The sequence below is a fragment of the Mesorhizobium sp. P2_C5_2 genome (assembly GCF_056404535.1).
The window spans coordinates 108,311-127,601 of record NZ_JBFUDV010000001.1; the positions used below are offsets into that span (position 1 = coordinate 108,311).

20 protein-coding genes are annotated in these 19,291 nt (G+C 62.8%); 1 reads left to right on the forward strand and 19 read right to left on the reverse strand.

Annotated elements, in window-relative coordinates; all coding sequences use genetic code 11:
* Positions 1–275: 275 nt before the first annotated feature.
* From rpsO to AC1D1B_RS00550, 10 genes are all read right to left on the reverse strand, one after another.
* Positions 276–650: a 30S ribosomal protein S15 gene (gene rpsO, locus AC1D1B_RS00505; protein WP_477328788.1), complete on the reverse strand. Its 375-nt coding sequence runs from the start codon at positions 648–650 to the stop codon at positions 276–278.
* A gap of 89 nt (positions 651–739) precedes the next feature.
* Entirely contained in the window at positions 740–1,834 is a 1,095-nt protein-coding gene (gene corA / locus AC1D1B_RS00510; protein WP_477328789.1) for a magnesium/cobalt transporter CorA, read from the reverse strand.
* 44 nt (positions 1,835–1,878) lie between these two features.
* On the reverse strand, positions 1,879–2,850 hold the full coding sequence (gene truB / locus AC1D1B_RS00515) for a tRNA pseudouridine(55) synthase TruB (protein WP_477328790.1): 972 nt from the start codon (positions 2,848–2,850) through the stop codon (positions 1,879–1,881).
* Positions 2,850–3,269, reverse strand: a complete 420-nt coding sequence (gene rbfA / locus AC1D1B_RS00520; RefSeq protein ID WP_112623870.1) for a 30S ribosome-binding factor RbfA — start codon at positions 3,267–3,269, stop codon at positions 2,850–2,852. Before rbfA ends, truB begins: the two co-directional genes overlap by 1 nt.
* 170 nt (positions 3,270–3,439) lie before the next feature.
* Positions 3,440–6,007 (reverse strand): translation initiation factor IF-2, encoded by a 2,568-nt coding sequence (gene infB, locus AC1D1B_RS00525; RefSeq protein ID WP_477328791.1) that lies wholly within the window; start codon positions 6,005–6,007, stop codon positions 3,440–3,442.
* On the reverse strand, positions 6,004–6,654 hold the full coding sequence (locus tag AC1D1B_RS00530; RefSeq protein WP_477328792.1) for an RNA-binding protein: 651 nt from the start codon (positions 6,652–6,654) through the stop codon (positions 6,004–6,006). The genes infB and AC1D1B_RS00530 overlap by 4 nt, the downstream gene beginning before the upstream one ends.
* Before the next feature lie 38 nt (positions 6,655–6,692).
* A complete protein-coding gene (gene nusA, locus AC1D1B_RS00535; RefSeq protein ID WP_477328793.1) occupies positions 6,693–8,288 on the reverse strand; it encodes a transcription termination factor NusA in 1,596 nt (531 codons plus the stop codon).
* Positions 8,289–8,339: 51 nt separating this feature from the next.
* Complete coding sequence (gene rimP, locus AC1D1B_RS00540; protein WP_477328794.1) at positions 8,340–8,972, reverse strand: ribosome maturation factor RimP; 633 nt, start codon at positions 8,970–8,972, stop codon at positions 8,340–8,342.
* A gap of 257 nt (positions 8,973–9,229) precedes the next feature.
* Positions 9,230–9,517 (reverse strand): type II toxin-antitoxin system RelE/ParE family toxin, encoded by a 288-nt coding sequence (locus AC1D1B_RS00545; RefSeq protein ID WP_477328795.1) that lies wholly within the window; start codon positions 9,515–9,517, stop codon positions 9,230–9,232.
* Positions 9,514–9,759, reverse strand: a complete 246-nt coding sequence (locus AC1D1B_RS00550) for a CopG family ribbon-helix-helix protein (protein ID WP_477263993.1) — start codon at positions 9,757–9,759, stop codon at positions 9,514–9,516. Before AC1D1B_RS00550 ends, AC1D1B_RS00545 begins: the two co-directional genes overlap by 4 nt.
* Before the next feature lie 209 nt (positions 9,760–9,968).
* Here AC1D1B_RS00550 and AC1D1B_RS00555 point away from each other — a divergent pair, with 209 nt between their 5' ends.
* Positions 9,969–10,133 carry a hypothetical protein gene (locus tag AC1D1B_RS00555; RefSeq protein WP_477328796.1) on the forward strand — a complete coding sequence of 55 codons (165 nt, stop codon included), beginning with the start codon at positions 9,969–9,971 and terminating at the stop codon, positions 10,131–10,133.
* A gap of 45 nt (positions 10,134–10,178) precedes the next feature.
* Here the strand turns inward: AC1D1B_RS00555 and trmB are convergent, their stop codons facing one another.
* From trmB to miaB, 9 genes are all read right to left on the reverse strand, one after another.
* Positions 10,179–10,880, reverse strand: coding sequence for a tRNA (guanine(46)-N(7))-methyltransferase TrmB (gene trmB, locus AC1D1B_RS00560; protein WP_477328797.1), 702 nt, complete (start codon positions 10,878–10,880; stop codon positions 10,179–10,181).
* 19 nt (positions 10,881–10,899) lie between these two features.
* Positions 10,900–12,162 carry a methionine adenosyltransferase gene (metK, locus tag AC1D1B_RS00565; protein ID WP_477328798.1) on the reverse strand — a complete coding sequence of 421 codons (1,263 nt, stop codon included), beginning with the start codon at positions 12,160–12,162 and terminating at the stop codon, positions 10,900–10,902.
* 206 nt (positions 12,163–12,368) lie between these two features.
* Positions 12,369–12,788, reverse strand: coding sequence for a helix-turn-helix domain-containing protein (locus AC1D1B_RS00570; protein WP_181056322.1), 420 nt, complete (start codon positions 12,786–12,788; stop codon positions 12,369–12,371).
* Positions 12,789–12,925: 137 nt separating this feature from the next.
* The gene (gene lnt / locus AC1D1B_RS00575; RefSeq protein WP_477328799.1) at positions 12,926–14,518 is read right to left on the reverse strand and encodes an apolipoprotein N-acyltransferase; all 1,593 of its coding nucleotides are present in this window, start codon (positions 14,516–14,518) and stop codon (positions 12,926–12,928) included.
* Positions 14,519–14,604: 86 nt separating this feature from the next.
* On the reverse strand, positions 14,605–15,075 hold the full coding sequence (locus tag AC1D1B_RS00580; protein WP_477328800.1) for a VOC family protein: 471 nt from the start codon (positions 15,073–15,075) through the stop codon (positions 14,605–14,607).
* An 11-nt stretch (positions 15,076–15,086) separates the two neighbouring features.
* The gene (locus AC1D1B_RS00585) at positions 15,087–16,163 is read right to left on the reverse strand and encodes a hemolysin family protein (RefSeq protein ID WP_477328801.1); all 1,077 of its coding nucleotides are present in this window, start codon (positions 16,161–16,163) and stop codon (positions 15,087–15,089) included.
* Between the two features lie 28 nt (positions 16,164–16,191).
* Positions 16,192–16,698, reverse strand: a complete 507-nt coding sequence (gene ybeY, locus AC1D1B_RS00590; RefSeq protein WP_477328802.1) for an rRNA maturation RNase YbeY — start codon at positions 16,696–16,698, stop codon at positions 16,192–16,194.
* A gap of 17 nt (positions 16,699–16,715) precedes the next feature.
* A complete protein-coding gene (locus tag AC1D1B_RS00595; RefSeq protein WP_477328803.1) occupies positions 16,716–17,708 on the reverse strand; it encodes a PhoH family protein in 993 nt (330 codons plus the stop codon).
* Between the two features lie 136 nt (positions 17,709–17,844).
* The gene (gene miaB, locus AC1D1B_RS00600) at positions 17,845–19,254 is read right to left on the reverse strand and encodes a tRNA (N6-isopentenyl adenosine(37)-C2)-methylthiotransferase MiaB (RefSeq protein WP_477328804.1); all 1,410 of its coding nucleotides are present in this window, start codon (positions 19,252–19,254) and stop codon (positions 17,845–17,847) included.
* Positions 19,255–19,291: the final 37 nt, after the last annotated feature.

Below are 19,291 nucleotides of genomic sequence, written 5' to 3' on the forward strand. Positions count from 1 at the left end.
TGTCCTTAATAAGCGGAAAGGGCCGCGCCGTTTCACGGTGCGCGGATGCCCTTTCCCTGGCTTCCTTTCTCGGGCAGCCACGGGCAAGACAACGGGAAGCTCGGGTAAATTTCGGCGCTGGCGAGCGCACGAGCGTCCTGCAATCCTGCCCCATGACCGTCCATGGGCGGTTTCGAGTGGCCCTCTGCGCGCTCGAAACCGGGTCTGGCCAATCGATGCGACTGGCAGAATGCGCGACCGGCGGGCTCTCCTTCGAAAGCCCGCCGGTCAATTCGTCAACGGCGCAGACCGAGCTTCTCGATCAACGTCTGATAGCGCGCGTCATCCTTGCGCTTGAGATAATCAAGCAGGCTGCGGCGCTGGGAGACGAGAGCGAGCAGACCACGGCGGGAATGGTTATCCTTCTTGTGGTCCTTGAAGTGGTCGGTCAGGTTCTTGATGCGCTCGGAAAGGATGGCCACCTGGACTTCCGGAGACCCGGTATCGCCCTTGGCGGTTGCGAATTCACCCATCAATTCCTGTTTGCGCTCGGCAGTAATCGACATCGTGTTTTTCCTTATCTGTTTGAGGAAACGGGTCGCCCTCAGCCGGGATGTCGTCCAGCAGGGGCCGGTGCAAGCAACGCGACACGGCGCGATGCTGCGGCGCATATAGGGCAATTCCCCGGAAAACACCAGCCCAATTCATAAAGCCGGCTTGTCGCAGGTTTTTGCAGCAAAACTCGAGATTTTCCCTTTGGCTAAAGCCACTTCTTCCATTTGAAGAAGGCGACGAGTGAAACCGCAACCAGGACCATGAAGGCCAGTGCCGATGGGTAGCCGTAATAGGCCCGCAGTTCCGGCATATTCCATGGCGAGGTTTCGGGATCGAAGTTCATGCCCCACACGCCGACGATAAAGGTGAGCGGAATGAAAATCGCTGAAACGATCGTCAGGACGCTGATGATCTCGTTCGTGCGCGCCTGGCTTAGCGACAGATGCATCTCGATCAGGCCAGTCATCGTATCCCGCTGCGTTTCGACCAGTTCGATCAGCCCGATCGAATGGTCGAGCGTATCATTCAGGAACACCTTGGTCTCGGCCTTCACATAGGAAACGTCGCTGCGGATCAGTGTCGCCAGCGCGTCGCGTAGCGGCCACAGCACGTTTTTCAGCACGTTGGTACCGCGCCGCAATTGGTGAAGCTGCTGCATCTGATGCTTCTGCGGGCTGCGCAGCATTTCGTCCTCAATGTGGTCGACCAGTTCGCTGGCCGCATCGATAGGGGGGAAATAGCTGTCGACGATGGCGTCTATCAAGGCATAGGCGAGGTAATCGGCGCCGCGCTCACGCAGCCGATTGGGCATCGAGCTTTCGATGCGCTTGCGCACCGGGTCGAACGGATCACCTTCGCGCTCCTGGAAGGTGACGACAAAATTCCTGCCGAAGAAGACGGCGATCTGCTCGTAGCGATGTGATGCGGCGTCGTCGATCATGGTGACAGCGACGAAGGCATGATCCTCGAAGAAGTCCACCTTCGGCCGCTGGCCGGTGTTGACGACATCTTCCAGCGCCAGCGGATGCAGGCTGAAAATGCGGCCGATCTCCTCGATCAGCGGGATATTGGCGAGACCGGTACAGTCGAGCCATATCACCGGCCATTTGTCGCAATGGGTGTTGAGATCATCGATGCTGGCGTTTTCGATGGTCTTGAACTTTTCGGGTGAGAGCAGCGTCAGCCGCAGTTCGGACCGGCGCGCCGAAGGGTCGGCGATCAGCGTGCCCGGCGAAGAGCCGACCGGCGACCGCCGCGTTTTCACCGGCGTCCGCTTCTTCACCGTGTCAGCCTTTGCCATGTGCCCCTCGGGTGTAACGTCCGATTGAGATTAGTCGACAGGAATCAGCCGGCAAAGACCCGCTTCGGCTTGAACATGCCTTGCTCGATGGCGCCGATGGCGACCAGCTTGCCGCGGGCGGTGGCGCAGGCTTCCTCGGCTTCCACCGGCGCGTCGCGGCCGCGGATGATGACAGGATTGCCAAGGCGGATCTTGGTCGCCGCATCGTCGCTGATGGCGATCTGCGGCAGGCAATCGAGCGCGGCTGCCGTGTCGACAAGCAGCGCATCGATGGCGCCGAAGTCGATCGGCGCATCGACAACATCGGCGTCGCCATCGCCGTCAGCTTCGCGCTGTTCGCCGAAGCGGGCGGCCTCCAGTTCAGCGACCGTGACAAAATCCTCCGGGGTGAACGGCTCGACCTCGACCCGGCGCAATTCGGCGATGTGGCCGAAGCAGCCGAGGTCACGGCCCATGTCGCGGGCGAGCGAGCGCACGTAGGTGCCCTTGCCGCATTCGACCTCGAAAAGGGTGCGGTCGCCATTGTGCTCGATCACATCCAAACGGCCGATCTCGATTTCGCGCGCGGGGATGTCGACAGTCGCACCATCGCGGGCAAGGTCGTAGGCGCGCTCGCCAGCGATCTTGATGGCCGAGAATTGCGGCGGCGTCTGCATGATGACGCCGGTGTAGTTCGGCAGGAGCGCCCTGACATCGGCCTCCGCCGGACGTTGGTCGGAATTCTGCGTCACCGGGCCTTCGAGGTCGTCGGTCGAGCGCTCCTCGCCCCACGCGACGGTAAAAAGGTAGATCTTGGCGCCGTCCTGAACGTAAGGCACGGTCTTGGTGGCTTCGCCGAGCGCGATCGGCAGCATGCCGGAGGCCAGCGGGTCGAGCGTGCCGGCATGGCCGGCCTTTTCGGCCTGGAACAGCCATTTGATCTTGGAGACGGCTTCGGTCGAGCCCATGCCGACCGGCTTGTCCAACACCACCCAGCCGGAAATCGGCCGGCCCTTCTTCTTGCCGCGGCGCCCCACTATTTCTCGTCCTTGTCGTTGTCTTCGCCATCGGCACCCAAGTCTCGCGCGACTTCGGGCGATTTCAGCAAATCGTTGATCCTGGCGAAATTGTCGAAGGAGGTGTCGAGCTTGAAGCGGAACTCCGGCATGAACTTCATCTGCCGCAGCGCCCCGGAGACGCGGCCGCGCACGAACTTCGCATGCTTGTTCAACGCATCGATCACCGCGCCGGTATCCTTGGCGCCGAGCGGCGACACGAAAGCGGTGGCAACCCTCAGGTCAGGCGACATGCGCACTTCGGAGACCGACACCACGGTATTCTCGATCAGCGGATCGATGATCTCACCACGCTGCAAGGTTTCTGACAGTGCGTGACGCACCTGCTCGGCGACGCGCAGCATGCGCTGGGATGGGCTGGAGACGGTTGGACGGGGCATTTTTCTCAATCCTGAAAGCGTGAGGCGCGGGATGGGACCGTGCCGCACGTCTCATACTTGTTCTATGCATGTCGTTTATCCCAAAACCGCTACGCACTTTTGGGCGACAGGCATTAAATTTGGGCGGCGGTCTTTCGACCACCGCCCGGTCGTACCGACAGTATACGAACTCAGAGCGTCCTGGTCACCATCTCGACGCGGAAGCATTCGATGATGTCGCCGACGCGCATGTCCTCGTAATTCTGGAAGGCCATGCCGCATTCCTGGCCGCCCGGGACTTCCGCAACCTCGTCCTTGAAGCGCTTGAGCGTCTTCAGCGTGCCTTCGTGGATGACGACGTTGTCGCGGATCAGGCGCACGCCCGCGCCACGCTCGACCTTGCCTTCGGTGACACGGCAGCCGGCGATCTTGCCGACCTTGGTGATATCGAAGATCTCGAGGATCTCGGCATTGCCGATGAAGGTCTCGCGACGTTCCGGCGACAGCAGGCCGGAGAGTGCCGCCTTCACGTCATCGACGAGGTTGTAGATGATCGAGTAGTAGCGTATCTCGATACCGGCAGCGACAGCGGCGGCACGTGCCTGCGCATTGGCGCGGACATTGAAGCCGATGATGGCGGCGCCCGAGGTCTCCGCCAGCGACACGTCGCTTTCGGTGATGGCGCCGGCGCCGGCATGAACGATGCGCGCACGCACCTCGTCGGTGCCGAGCTTGTCGAGCGCTGCGTTGATCGCCTCGATCGAACCCTGCACGTCGCCCTTGATGACCAGCGGGAATTCCTTCAACCCGCTCGTCTGCAACTGCGACATCATCTGTTCGAGCGAGCCGCGCTGGCCGGCATGCTTGGCCACCGCCTTCTCGCGCGCCAGACGCTGACGGTATTCGGTGATCTCGCGGGCGCGGGCCTCGTTGTTGACGACGGCGAAGCGGTCACCCGCCTGAGGCGTGCCTTGCAGACCAAGCACCTCGACCGGCATTGCCGGCGGGGCTTCCTTGACCTGTTCGCCACGGTCGTTGACCAGCGCGCGAACCCGGCCCCACTCATTGCCGGCGACGAGAATGTCGCCCGGCATCAGCGTGCCGGTCTGCACCAGCACGGTGGCGACGGGGCCGCGGCCCTTGTCGAGTTGAGCTTCGATGACGACGCCCTCGGCGGTGCGGTCCGGATTGGCCTTGAGGTCGAGGATTTCGGCCTGCAGCAGGATCGCTTCGAGCAGCTTGTCGAGATTGGTGCCCTTGGTCGCCGACACTTCGACGTCCAGCACTTCACCGCCCATCGATTCGACGAACACCTCATGGCGCAGCAGTTCCGAGCGCACCTTCTGCGGATCGGCATCGTGCTTGTCGATCTTATTGATCGCCACGATGATCGGAACGCCGGCTGCCTTGGCATGGCTGATCGATTCGATCGTCTGCGGCATGACGCTGTCGTCGGCCGCCACCACCAGGATGGCGATGTCGGTGGCCTGGGCGCCGCGGGCGCGCATCGCCGTGAAGGCGGCGTGGCCGGGCGTGTCGATGAAGGTGATCTTCTGACCGTTCTTCTCGACCTGGTAGGCGCCGATATGCTGGGTGATGCCGCCGGCCTCGCCGGAGACGACATTGGCATTGCGGATGGCGTCGAGCAGCGAGGTCTTGCCGTGGTCGACATGGCCCATGATGGTCACGACCGGCGGCCGCGACACCAGGTCCTCGGCATTGTCGGCGATGTTGAACAGGCCTTCCTCGATGTCGGACTCGGCGACGCGGCGGACCGTGTGGCCGAATTCGGTGGCGACCAGCTCGGCCGTGTCGGCGTCGATGATGTCGCCCGGCTTCAGGATCTGGCCCTGCTTCATGAAGTACTTGACCACATCGACGGCGCGCTCGGACATGCGCTGCGCCAGTTCCTGGATGGTGATGGTTTCGGGCAGGATCACTTCGCGCATAACCTTCTCGCGCGGCTCATTGTGCATCGCGCGCTTGAATTTTTCCTGGCGGCGACGCATCGACGACAGCGAGCGGGCGCGCGCATCCTCGTCGGAAAGCGCCGTATTGAGGGTCAGCTTGCCGCGACGACGGTCTTCCTCGGCCTTGGTCGGCTTGGCCGGACGCGCCACCTCAGGCGTGACCGGACGGCGAACCGGGGCGCCGGCGCCGGGGCGCTTCGGCTTGGCCTCTTCCTCGTCGTCGACCGTCGCCAGTTCGGCGGCCAGCGGCGCGCGACGGCGCGCCTCTTCCTCGGCACGGCGGCGGGACTCGGCCTCGGTCTGCAGACGGGCTTCTTCCTCGGCCTGACGGCGCGCGGAGTCCTCACGCTCGCGCTTGCGGCGTTCCTCATCCTCGGCGCGGCGCTTGGCGTCTTCGGCGGCGCGCTGGCGATCCTCGACTTCGCGAACCTTGGAGCCTTCGAGCGCCCTGCGCCGGGCTTCCATTTCGCCACGCGACAATTCGTTCAGCACCATGCCGCTGCGTTCAACCGGCGGCGGGGGAGGCGGCGCCTTGGGCGCTTCCTGCACGACTGGGGGGGCTGCCACAACCGCGGGCTTGGGCGTCAAAACGGGTGCAGCCACCGGCTCCGGCTTGTCGCCGGGCATGGAGAATTTGCGCTTCTTGATCTCGACCTGGACCTGCTTGGTGCGGCCATGCGAGAAATTCTGGCGCACGACGCTCTGCTCGGTACCGGGGCGCTTCAGCGTCAAGGTCTTCTTCGGTGTAACACTCAACGTCTTGTCGTCGCCCGATTTCGTATCGCTCATTCCATATCCTCTGCAGCATCATCTTCGTCAGCAACGGCCGCAAGCATTGCCAGATCGTCGGGGGTTCCGCCCCGATATCGGTCGAGCGCAACCATGCGCTTCTCAACCGCCTTGCCCGCGTCTCCCGCGAGAACGGCAGCATGTATCACATTTGTGCCCCCCAATGCCAAGCTCAACTCGGCCTCGGAGAGAAGTTTGTAGGCAAGGACTGAAGGCCCGCCGAGGTGGACAGTTGCCCGCCGCGCCTGGCTGATCTTGCGCACGCCATCGTCGGACGCTTCGGTCGCGTGGAGCACGAAAAGCGCCAGTCCACTGCGCACCGCGCTCTCGACCTTGGTGGCGCCGAGAGCGATCGCGCCGGCCTTGCGGGCAAGGCCGAGCATGCCCAAAGCGGATCGTGAAAGCAGTCCGTCGACCATGCCGCCAAGATCGGGCGGCACGGTCACTTGCGCCTTGAAGGCGCGGGCGAACAGGTTCTTCGCCGCCGCCTTCTCAATATGTAGGCGGTCGGCGCTCACCCAACAACCACGGCCGGGCAGGTTTCTCTTGATGTCAGGAACGACGGCCGAATCCGGGCCGACGACGAAACGGATCAGCTCATCCGGCTCGGCTTGCTTGCGGGTGACGATGCAGGTGCGATCGTTCATCTCGTCCTGGGGCGGGTTGTGTGCGATGCGGTTTCACCTCACGCACCAACGGCTTCGTCAGCCGGGACTTGTTCGGCTGCAAGCTCGTCTTCGGTGATCCAGCCGGCCTTGAGGCGGGCGGCCAGAACCATCTGCTCGGCGTCAGTGCGCGACACGCCCTGATTGGCGAGCACACCCGGATAGACCTTGGTCTCGCCGTCCTTGCGTTCCTTCCAGCCGGTGAGATCGTCGGCGGCATAGCCGGCGAAGTCCTCGATCGTCTTCACGCCGTCCTCGCCGAGCGTCACCATCATGGCGGTGGTAACACCGGGGATCTCGCGCAGTTCGTCGGCGACGCCCAGCGCCTTGCGCTTGTCGTCATGCTCGGCTTCGATCTTCTCCAGATATTCGCGGGCGCGGGTCTGGATTTCCGAAGCGGTGTCTTCGTCGAAGCCGTCGATCGAGGCGATCTCGCCCGAATCGACATAGGCAACTTCCTCGACGCTGGTGAAGCCTTCGGAGGCCAGCACCTGGCCGACCATTTCGTCGACATCGAGCGCTTCCATGAACAGCGACGAACGCTCGACGAATTCCTTTTGGCGGCGCTCGGATTCCTCGGCCTCGGTCAGGATGTCGATGTCCCAGCCGGTGAGCTGCGAGGCAAGACGCACGTTCTGGCCGCGGCGGCCGATGGCCAGCGACAGCTGGTCGTCGGGAACCACCACCTCGATGCGCTCGGCATCCTCGTCGAGCACGACCTTGGCGACTTCCGCTGGCTGCAGCGCATTGACGATGAAGGAGGCGGCCGAAGGCGACCACGGAATGATGTCGATCTTTTCGCCCTGCAATTCGCCGACCACTGCCTGAACGCGGCTGCCGCGCATACCGACGCAGGCGCCGACCGGATCGATGGACGAGTCACGCGAGATGACGGCGATCTTGGCGCGCGAGCCCGGATCGCGGGCAACCGACTTGATCTCGATGATGCCGTCATAGATTTCCGGCACTTCCATGGTGAAGAGCTTGGCCATGAACTGCGGATGGGTGCGCGACAGGAAGATCTGCGGGCCGCGCTGTTCGCGGCGCACGTCGTAGACATAGGCGCGGACGCGGTCACCGTATTTGTAGTTTTCGCGCGGGATCAGCTCGTCGCGGCGGATAATCGCTTCGCCACGACCGAGATCGACGATGACGTTGCCATATTCGACGCGCTTGACCGTGCCGTTGACGATCTCGCCGATGCGGTCCTTGTATTCGTCATACTGACGGTCGCGCTCGGCCTCGCGCACCTTCTGCACGATGACCTGCTTGGCCGACTGGGCGGCGATGCGGCCGAAATCCATCGGCGGCAGCTGTTCGGCGATGAAGTCGCCGAGCTGGGCGTCGGGATTGCGCTCGCGGGCCGAGGAAATGGCGATCTGGGTGGCGTAGTCGTCGACCTTCTCGACCACTTCCATCAGCCGCTGCAGCTTCATCTCGCCGGTGGTGGCATTGATGTCGGCGCGGATGTTGGTTTCCTGACCGTAGCGCGAGCGCGCGGCCTTCTGGATCGCATCGGCCATGGCGGCGATGACGATCGACTTGTCGATCGACTTTTCACGCGCGACCGCGTCGGCGATCTGCAGCAGTTCAAGTCTGTTGGCGCTTACAACCATGTCTTTATCTCCCGAACTGGGTGCCGGAGCTTTGGCCCGGCAGCTCAATCGTTATTCCTGTTCGTGTTCTTCCGTGGCGTCTTGCGAAACATCGTCTTCCGGCTCGCCGCGGCGCTTCTTGGCTTCCTTGCGTTCCCTATTGTCCTTCGACAGGGCGTCGCGGATGAGGTCGTCGGTGAGGATCAGCCGCACATCGGCGATCGCGTCATAAGGAATGCGGACCGTCGGCTCTTCGCCATAGGCGGCCTTGTCGCGCTCGAGCAGAATATCGTCTTCACCGGCTTCGGCGATCTTGCCCTTGAAGCGCTTGCGGTCGGCGACCTGCACCGAGGTTTCCATCTTAACCAGATGGCCGGTCCAGGTGACGAAATCCGACTTGCGCACCAGCGGCCGGTCGATGCCGGGCGACGACACTTCGAGATGATAGGCCTTCTCGATCGGATCATCGACGTCGAGCGCCGGCGACACGGCGCGGCTGACCTCTTCGCAGTCCTCGACGGTCATGGTGCCGTCCTCGCGCTCGGCCATGATCTGCAGCGTCAGCCCGTTCTGGCCCGACAGATGCACCCGCACGAGGCGGAAGCCGATGCCGCGCAACACCGGCTGAACGATCCGCGCGATGCGCGCATCGATGCCGCTTTCGCGGATGATGCGGTCGTCGGCTTCGCTTGCCGTTGCAGTCATGCGGTTCCTTGTCGTTCTACAGATCAGGATGACGTTCGATCGTCATTCTGATCTATCTTGCTGGAGCATGATCTTTTCCGAAAACCGGTTCCCACTTTTCGGGATCATGCTCAGATGGCTGACCGGCAGGTAATAAAAAAGAGCGGGACCGGGTGGACCCACTCTTCGTCATACCGACCAAGAATTTGACGCTGATATAGACGATCCCGGCCGGTGTTTCAAGTCTCGATGCCAGCGCCGATCGTGACGGCCGCTGCTTATAGCTGCCGCGGCCATTTCTGGGATGCATGCATGACTGTGATGATCTCGATCTCGCGACCGACCACCCGATACGGAATGAGGTACGGGATATCGGTCAGCACAAGCTCTCGCGTGCCTCTTATTCGCCCGATGCGTCCCATTGCCGGTTGTTGGGCAAGGTTGTCCGCCGCGGAAACGATGCGGGCAACGACCCGTGCGGCGGCGTTGGGGTTATCCTTTTCTATAAAGGCGCCAATCTGATCGAACCGTCCCAGTGCGCGGACCGTCCAGCGGACCCGGCTCATCGGCCGAGAGACGGCTTGACGTATTTCGCCACCACGTCGGCCAACTCTTTTTCGCTTGCAAATTCACCGCGGTCGGCCTCGCCCAACCCAGCCTCGATCTCTGCAAGTTGCCATTCTTCCCTGGCAACGTAGTCTTCGATCGCCTGAGCCGCGACGTAGGAGCGGGAACGGTCAACTTTACCGGCCAAGTGGTCAAGCTTGGCTGCGGTCTCGTCGGAGAGTCGTACCGTAAAAGCAGCCATCGAATGCCTCCATTCTGGTCAGGTTGAAACCAATCTGGTTCATGTCGAATGTGATAGAACCAATCCGGTTCGTCAATGGACAGTTTGCATTGCGTGGAGCGCATGCCGCCTATGCGGCAACGGCCCTGTGATCTCGGACATCGCATCCCTATCTATGTTGCACCGCACAAACAGAGATAGCGCGCGGTGGCGCGCGAAAGGTCAAGACAATGAGCAGCCGTACCGTGTTTTCCGCCATAGGCGACGCTTTTGCCCTGTTCGGCAGCGCCGTTGCCGCCTCGCGAGCCGTCGAAGCCGGCCGCAAGCCGCGCGCCAACGATTTGCGCCGGCTCGGCATGGATCCAGCCATCTTCAACAGGATCGGCCGTTTCTAAAGCCGAACAAACTGATGATGCGGGACCTCCTGGTCCCGTGCCCGGTCATTTTCTGATGAAGGTAAGATAGGCCGGCCGCCGGCCCTCGCGAATGGCTTTTGCCTCGTAGCGCGTGCCCGGCCAGCCTTCATAGGGCCGATGCCAGTCGGCCGCATCTTGCGCCTGCCATAGGAATGCGCCATGCGCCCGGCAGTGCAACAAGGTCCAGTTCACATAGGTGTCGATGTCGGAAGCGAAGCGGAATTTTCCACCCGGCTTTAGCACCCGCGCGAAGCGATCGAGGTTGAGCGGGCTGACAAAGCGCCGCTTCCAGTGCTTTTTCTTCGGCCAGGGATCGGGATAGAGCAGGTCGATGCCGTCGAGCGAGGCCTGCGGCAACCAATCAAGCAGCCGCGTGGCGTCGTCATTGTGAACGCGAAGATTGGCGAGCGGCTTTTCCCGCACCGCCATCATCAGCTTGGCCATGCCGTTGACGAACGGTTCTACGCCGATGAAGCCGGCCGCCGGGGCCTCCGTGGCCCGATGCAGCAGATGCTCACCGCCGCCGAAGCCGATTTCCAGCCGAACCGTTGAAACATCCGCGCTGAACAGGGTGCGCAATTCTGCCGGCGCCTCATTGGAGAGGTCGAGGCCATAGGCCCCAAGACCGCTTTCCAGCGCCGCCGCCTGCTGCGGGCGAATGGTCTTGCCGTGCCGGCGGCCGAAAAACCCTTCGGTCGCGCGGCTCGGCCTACCTTTTGGATCCATGGCTGGTCGCGCGCCGCCCTTAGGCGACCGCGTCCTTGAGCGCCTTGGCCAGATCGGTCTTCTCCCAGGAGAAGGACCCGTCGCGACCGGCCTTGCGGCCGAAATGGCCGTAGGACGAGGTCTTGGCATAGATCGGCTTGTTAAGGTCGAGATGACGGCGAATGCCGGACGGCGAAAGGTCCATCACGGTTCGCAGCGCATCCTCGAGCTTGGCCTCGTCGACCTTGCCGGTGCCGTGCAGGTCGACATAGACCGACAGCGGTTGAGCGACGCCGATGGCATAGGAAAGCTGGATGGTGCAGCGGTCGGCAAGCTTGGCCGCCACCACATTCTTGGCGAGGTAGCGCGCCGCATAGGCGGCGGAGCGGTCGACCTTGGTGGTGTCCTTGCCGGAGAAGGCGCCGCCGCCATGCGGGGCCGCGCCGCCATAGGTGTCGACGATGATCTTGCGGCCGGTAAGGCCGGCGTCGCCGTCCGGGCCGCCGATGACGAACTTGCCGGTCGGGTTGATGTACCACATGCAGTCGTCGGCGATCTTGAGATCGCCGAGCGCCTCGCGAATGTAGGGTTCGACGACCTTGCGGACCTTCTTGGAGTCCCAGCTCGCATCGAGATGCTGGGTCGACAGCACGATCTGCGTCGCTTCGGCCGCCTTGCCGTCGATGTAGCGGACTGTGACCTGGCTCTTGGCGTCGGGCCCGAGCTTGCCAGCCTCGCCGTTGTTTTCGTGACGGGCAGCGGCCAGCAGTTCGAGGATCTTGTGGCTGTAGTAGATCGGCGCCGGCATCAGGTCCGGCGTCTCGCGGCAAGCGTACCCGAACATGATGCCCTGGTCGCCGGCACCTTCCTCGCCCTGGCGATCGGCGGCGTTGTCGACGCCCTGGCCGATGTCGGGCGACTGGCCGTGCAGGAGAACCTCGATCTTTGCCGTCTTCCAGTGGAAGCCGGCCTGCTCGTAGCCGATTTCACGGATCGCCTTGCGGGCGACCGACTTGAACTTGGCCGGATTGACGACCGGATGACCGGCGGCATCCATCAGGATCTTGCCGGCCTTGTCTTTCTTCAGCAGTGTCTCGGGAACCCGTACCTCGCCGGCAATGACAACGCGATTGGTGGTTGCGAGCGTCTCGCAGGCGACGCGGACTTTCCACGGGTCCATGCCGGTCTTCTTGGCCTCGCGATAGACCAGATCGACGATCTCGTCGGAGATACGGTCACAAACCTTGTCGGGATGGCCCTCGGCAACGGATTCCGAGGTGAAGAAGTAGTTCTGCCGCGTCACGGGTGTCCCCTCTTGAAAAAACGATCGGCAGGGCTGCCGATTTTGGCGCGCCACGTGTTAACGGTGCCGGGCGCCGCTCGTCAAGCGGTGCCGCGGTTCTGGCATGAATGTCGCAGCAATATATCTTGTACCACCGGCGGCTTTGGCGCCGCCGGCGGTCGAGCCTCTGGGGCTACTCGGGCCAATGGGTCAATCGACCCAGCGGATCACTCCGCACCTTCGGCAGAAAGGGATTTCACCAGATCGATGATTCGGCGGCGCACCTTTACGTCCGCGATCTTGACGAAGGCGCGGTTGAGCTGAAGTCCCTCCGGACTGCCGCAGAATTCGACGGCGAAAGCCATCGAAGCGTCCTCGGCAAATCCTCTGTTACCCACCGGCTCCTGCCCTGGCGCATCCTCGAAAAAGAAGGCGACAGGCACGCTGAGTATCGAGGCTATTGCCTGCAGACGGCTGGCGCCGACGCGATTCGTTCCCTTTTCATATTTTTGGATCTGCTGAAACGTAATACCGAGATTTTCACCCAGCTTTTCCTGGCTCATTCCAAGCATATTACGCCGAAGCCGGACGCGACTTCCGACATGGATGTCGATCGGATTCGGTTTCTTCTTGTTTTCTTCTGTCATTTTTTCCTCGCCGAATTTTTCCGGCCTTTTCTATTTTTCTCGCCCAAACGAAGCCGGAGCCACCTGCCCCAACAGAAACACCAACCGACTTCGAGAAAATTAGGCGATAACAGTATGAGTTTCTAATGTGTCGACTGTCAATTCACCCGTAGCCGTTGCCTTACGTTCAAGCCGAGGGCGATCGCGGCAAACAGGAACATGATCAGCATTCCGTTAATGCGCCGTTGAGCGGCGGAGATGAAGGCCTGGCCGGAGATGGGCACCCGCACGTCGATGGCGCCGCGCGCATCGACCGCGAGCGCGTCGACGATGCGTCCGCGCGTATCGACAACGGCCGAGATGCCGTTGTTGGCGGCGCGCAACAGGGGCAATCCATTTTCCACCGCGCGAATCTGTGCCTGCCTGAAATGCTGGTACGGCCCAGGCGTGTCGCCGAACCATGCGTCGTTTGTGACATTCACAATAAGCTGGGATGACGTAGCGTCAACTGCAACCAGATCGGGAAAGATCACCTCGTAGCAAATAAACGGCAAAGCGCTGATGCCGCCGGGCAAGGCGATCGGGTGGCGTTCATTGCCGGCGGCGAAGTTCATCGGCCCGGCGACCAGCTGTTCGATGCCGAAGCGGCTGAGCAGGCCGGAAAACGGCAGATACTCGCCGAACGGCACCAGATGGACCTTGTCGACGGCGTCGGCAATCTCGCCCTTGTCGTCGATCGCCACCACGGAATTGTAGTAGCGGCTGCCGGCATCGGCCCCCGATCCGCCTTCCTCGCGCACGACGCCGGCAATCAGCATCTGCCCGGGCTGCAGCATGTCGCCGAGTGCGGTCAGCGCGTCCGGGCGCTCGGTGAACAGGAACGGCACTGAGGTCTCCGGCCACAGGATCAGCTGCGGTTTGTTATGACTGGGATCCGGCGCTGCGGCCGACAGGCCCATCATGGTGGCAAAGATGCGGTCGCGCACCGAAGCGTCCCATTTCTCGCTGAGATCGACATCCGGCTGCACGATGCGGACATCGAGATTTTGCGTTGCCGGCTTGTCGGGGGTCGCGAGCCTGAAATAGCCGAAGCCGGCATGAGCGATGACGAGAACGGCAAGCAATGCCAGCCCGAGCCGCAGATGCCGGCGCGCCGCAAGGAGGGCCGGCATGGCAAAGACAAACACCGCCAGTGCGTTCATGCCGATCATGCCGGTCACCGATACGCTCTGCATCAACAGCGGCACGGGCATTGCCGCATAGCCGACGGCATTCCAGGGAAAGCCGGTGAACAGGAATCCGCGCAGCCATTCCGTCAGGCCGAAAGCAAAGGCAAGGGCGGCGATGCGGCCAATGTCATTGGTCCATAACAGCCGGGCGACGACCGTGGCGAAGCCGTAGAAAAACGCCAGCGCCAAAGGAATGCCGACGACCGCGAAGGGCAAGGCCCAGGCGAAACTGTCGGCTTCGACCAGAAGCGCCTCGCCGATCCACCACAGGCCGGCGAGGAAATAACCGAAGCCGAACCACCAGCCGATGGCAAAAGCCGGCCGCAGGCGCCGCAGCCAGCTGTCCGAGGCCTCGCCGGTGGCGCCGTCGAGCAGCCAGACCAGCAGCGGAAACGAGACGAAACAGACGGCGAAAAAATCATAAGGCGCCTGGGCGAGCACCGCCAGCGCGCCGGCGAGAAACGCCACCAGCGCACGCCGCCAGCCCCAAAGCAGAATTATCCGGCCGGCCAGGCGCTCCATGCAGACTTCCCAAGTCGTGCGAATCAGGAGCCAAGATTTATCAGGCCGCGCGCCGTGCTCCAAACATCGATAAGCGCAATCTGATGTTACCGGTGCCAGCCCTCGATGCTGAGGCCGCTCAGTTGCTCGGCCTCCTCGCGCGGAACGGCGCGCAAGGTCTGGGTGAAGGTCCAGACGTGACCTTCGGGATCGCGGGCGCGATATTGCCGCTCACCGTAAAACTGGTCGGCGGGTTCCTCGACAATCTCCGCTCCGGCCGCCCTCGCCTGTTCGCAATGCGCGTCCAGGCCGTCTTTCAGCCGCACACAGACCGACTGGGTGTTCTTGCCGCCGACGGTTGCCGGGCTGGCGACGTGATCGGCCCATTCGGAATCGACGATGATGTAGCCGTCGCCGAAACGCATTTCGGCATGGACCAGCCGTCCGTCGGCGTCGCTGACCACCATGCTTGGTTCGAAACCGAAGGCCGCTTCAAGCCAGATCAATGCCGCCCTTGAATCCCGATAGAAAACCCCGGAACCGAAAGTGGCGTGCTTGAACGGGTCGTCGACCGTCATGCCGCGCGAAATCAGGCCTGCTCGGTGCGCGCGGTTGCGCGGCGGCGGCGCTCGCCCTTCTGGTTCTGGACGATGCGCACCCGCTTGACGCGGCGCGGATCGGCGTCGAGCACGTGGAACTCGAAGCCGGGTATGGCCTGCACCACTTCGCCACGCGCCGGCACGCGGCCCAGCGTGTTGAAGATCATGCCGCCGATGGTGTCGACATATTCGCCATGCTCGCCGGCGGTAAAATCCTCGCCGATCATCTTGGCGACCTCGTCGATCTCGGCCTTGCCGTCGACGACGAAGACGCCCTCGCCGGTCTGGGTGATCAGCGGTTCGTCCTCGTCATGTTCGTCCTCGATGTCACCGACGACCATCTCGACGATGTCTTCCAGCGAAGCCAGGCCATCGGTGCCGCCATATTCGTCGATGACCAGCGCCATCTGGGTGCGCGTCGTCTGCATGCGGCCCATCAGGTCGGAGGCAAGCATGGAGGGCGGCACGAAGAGCACCGGGCGGATCAGATTGAGGTCGCCAATGGTGCGTCTGAGATCGACCTGGGCGAGATCGAGAAGCGTCGTTGCCGGCGCCTTCCTCGATGTCCTGCCCTTCTTGACGCGAGCGACTTTGGTGATGTGGGCCAGCACGTCGCGGATGTGGACCATGCCGCGCGGATCGTCGAGCGTCTCGGAATAGACCGGCATACGGGAATGGCCGGACTGCTCGAACAGGCCGAGCAGATCGCCCAACGTCGTGGTGATCTCGACCGCCTCGATGTCGGCGCGCGGCACCATGACGTCCTCGACGCGCACCTCGCGCAGGCGCAATATGTTGTTGAGCATGGCGCGTTCGCCGGGCGAAAATGACTCGGCATCGCTTGTCGTTTCGGCAAGCGCGCCGGCGATCTCTTCCCGCAGGCTGGTGCCGTTGCGCTGCCGGAACAGCCCCAAAACGCGGTCGAACAGGGACGGACCGGCAGGCGATGGCTCGCTGGCTACGCTGCCGGAGATGGTACTCGGACTCGATCCCTCTTCCGTCGTATCGGAAGGCTTGGTCGCACTGCCAGCCTCGGGGCGGGCGGCAGTTTCTGGTTTGTCGTTCATCGTCGTCCGGTCAATTGGTCTTTTGTCATTACGTGTAGGGATCGGGAATGGCAAGCCTTGCAAGCGCTGCGCGCTCGATGGCTTCCATCTCCTCGGCCTCTGCATCGGTCTCGTGATCGTAGCCCAACAAATGCAGCAGGCCGTGGATGACGAGATGGGTGATATGGTTCTCCACCGGCTTCTCTTCCAGGGCCGCTTCGCGCGTCACCGTCTCAGACGCGAGCACGATATCGCCGAGCATCGGCGGCAATTTGCCACCTTTGGGGAACGGAAAAGCTGGGAAAGACAAGACGTTGGTCGCCTTGTCCTTGCCACGCCAGCCGGCATTGAGGGTGCGGATATGGGCATCGTCGGAAAAGACGATGCTGAGCTCGGAATGACCGACGGCGGCGGTTTCGGCAAAGGCGGCCGACACGGCGCGGTCGACAAGAAGCGTCAGCGCCGCCTCGTCGGGCCAATCGCCGGCCTCGACCGACATATCGATCTCGACGGGGATCGAACCATCCCCGCCGTCAGCTCTTATATCTTCAGGCATGAGCCCGCATCGTCACATCAATTCTCGGCGCCGAGGCCGCGCGCCAGCTTGGCGTCGCGGTCATAGGCCCGGACGATTTCCGCCACCAGCGGATGGCGCACGACGTCAACATCATTGAAGCGCACGGTTACCGCGCCGGCCACACCGTCAAGGACGCGCAAGGCTTCGACCAGGCCCGATTTGGTGCTTGGAGGCAGATCGATCTGCGTCGGATCGCCGGTGACGATCATGCGCGAATTCTCGCCGAGGCGGGTCAGGAACATCTTCATCTGCATCGGCGTGGTGTTCTGCGCCTCGTCGAGGATGACGGCGGCATGGGCCAGCGTGCGGCCGCGCATGAAGGCGAGCGGCGCGATTTCGATGACTTCGGCGGCAATGGCACGCTCGACCTTGTCGGCCGGCATCATGTCGTAGAGCGCATCGTAGAGCGGCCGCAGATACGGATCGACCTTCTCCTTCATGTCGCCGGGCAGGAAGCCCAGCCGCTCGCCCGCCTCGACCGCCGGGCGCGACAGGATGATGCGCTCGACCATGCCGCGTTCGAGCAGCATCGCCGCATGCGCCACCGCCAGATAGGTCTTGCCGGTACCGGCGGGACCGATGCCGAACACCAGTTCCGAGCGCTCCAGCGCCCGCATATAGGCGTCCTGGTTGAGCGAACGGGCATAGATGGTCTTCTTGCGGGTGGATATCTGGGCGGCCGAGACCTTGCCCTTGCGCTCCAGCGTCGGCAGCGTCAGCTGGTCGTCGGCCGCAATCGCCATGCGCACGGCGCCGTCGACGTCGGACTGGCCGATATCGGTGCCTTTCTGGAGAATGCCATAGAGATTGTCGAGCGCACGGCGCGCCTGCTCGGCCGCGGAGGCCGAGCCCTTGATGGTCAGTTGGTTGCCGCGCGAGCGGATGTCGACGCTGAGCTTCTGCTCGAGCCGGGCCAAGTTCTCGTCGAATTGGCCGTACAGGGCGCTGGCAAGCTTGTTGTTGTCGAAAGTCAGTACGATGTGCGCCATGTCAGAGGCCCCGGATGTCTGGTTCTGGGGCAGAGTCTTCACTTCAGCAGCGCTCAACCGTCTCTCCTCATCTGCCGAGGTCTGTTGCTATGCATGTCGTCGCCCCAAAACCGGGACCACTTTTGAGCGACATGCATCAGGCCAACTCGGCGAACAGGCTATTGTAGCCCGTCTTCGTGATTCGCACCCGGATAATGTCACCGATTTCGCCGGCCTTTTCATCAACAATAACCGGCTGCAGCCAAGGCGAGCGGCCGACCTTCTGGCCGGCCTGACGGCCGGGCTTCTCGATCAGCGTATCGATGATGGTTCCGACCAGGCTCAGGCCGAAATCCTGCTGCTGTTTGAGTAGCAGTGCCTGCAGCCGCTGCAGACGCTCGTCCTTGACCGCTTCCGGCACATGATCGGGCATGTCGGCGCCTGGCGTGCCGGGGCGCGGCGAATATTTGAACGAGAAGGCCGAGGCGTAGTTCACCTGGCGCACCAGATCCATCGTCGCCTCGAAATCCTCTTCGGTCTCGCCGGGGAAGCCGACGATGAAGTCGCCGGACAGCGCGATGTCGCCGCGGGCAGCGCGGATGCGCTCGAGCAGCGCCAGATAATCCTTAGCGGTGTGCCTGCGGTTCATCGCCTTGAGGATGCGGTCGGAGCCGGACTGCACCGGAAGGTGCAGATAAGGCATCAAAGCCGGCAGGTCGCGATGGGCAGATATCAATTCGTCGTCCATGTCGCGCGGATGGCTGGTGGTGTAGCGCAACCGCGCCAGGCCGGGGATTTCGGCCAGCCGGAACAGCAGCCGGCCAAGGCCCCATTCCGTGCCATCTTCGCCCTTGCCATGCCAGGCATTGACGTTCTGGCCAAGCAGAGTGACCTCGCGCACGCCGGCATCGGCCAGCCGCTCGGCTTCAGCGACGATCTGCGCCACCGGCCGCGACACTTCCGATCCCCTGGTATAGGGCACGACACAGAAGGTGCAGAACTTGTCGCAGCCTTCCTGGACGGTGAGGAAGGCGGTGACACCGCGCTTGATCACCTCGGCGCGCTTCGGCTGCGGCAGGTGTTCGAACTTGTCCTCGATGGCGTATTCGGTCTCGACGATCTTCTCGCCGCCGCGCACCCGCGCCAGCACGTCCGGGAGACGGTGATAGGTCTGCGGACCGATGACAAGGTCGACGGCGGGCGAACGGCGGATGATCTCCGCGCCTTCAGCCTGCGCAACGCAACCGGCAACGCCGATCAGCATTTCCCGCCCGGCTGCGGCGCGTTCGGCCTTCATATCGCGGATGCGGCCAAGCTCGGAATAGACCTTTTCCGCCGCCTTCTCCCTGATGTGGCAGGTGTTGAGCAGAACCAGGTCGGCCTCGGCGATGGCGTCGGTCGCGGTATAGCCGTCGGCGGCCAGCGCATCGGTCATACGCTGGGAGTCATAGACATTCATCTGGCAGCCATAGGTCTTGACGAAGACCTTTTTGGCCGGGGCGGACGCCGCGCCAACGCTTTGCGCGGCACTGTCGGCGTCGTTCCGCTCTATCGTGTTCAAATCCATCCGGCGGCTTCTAACGCCTTTCCGTGACAAAAAACAG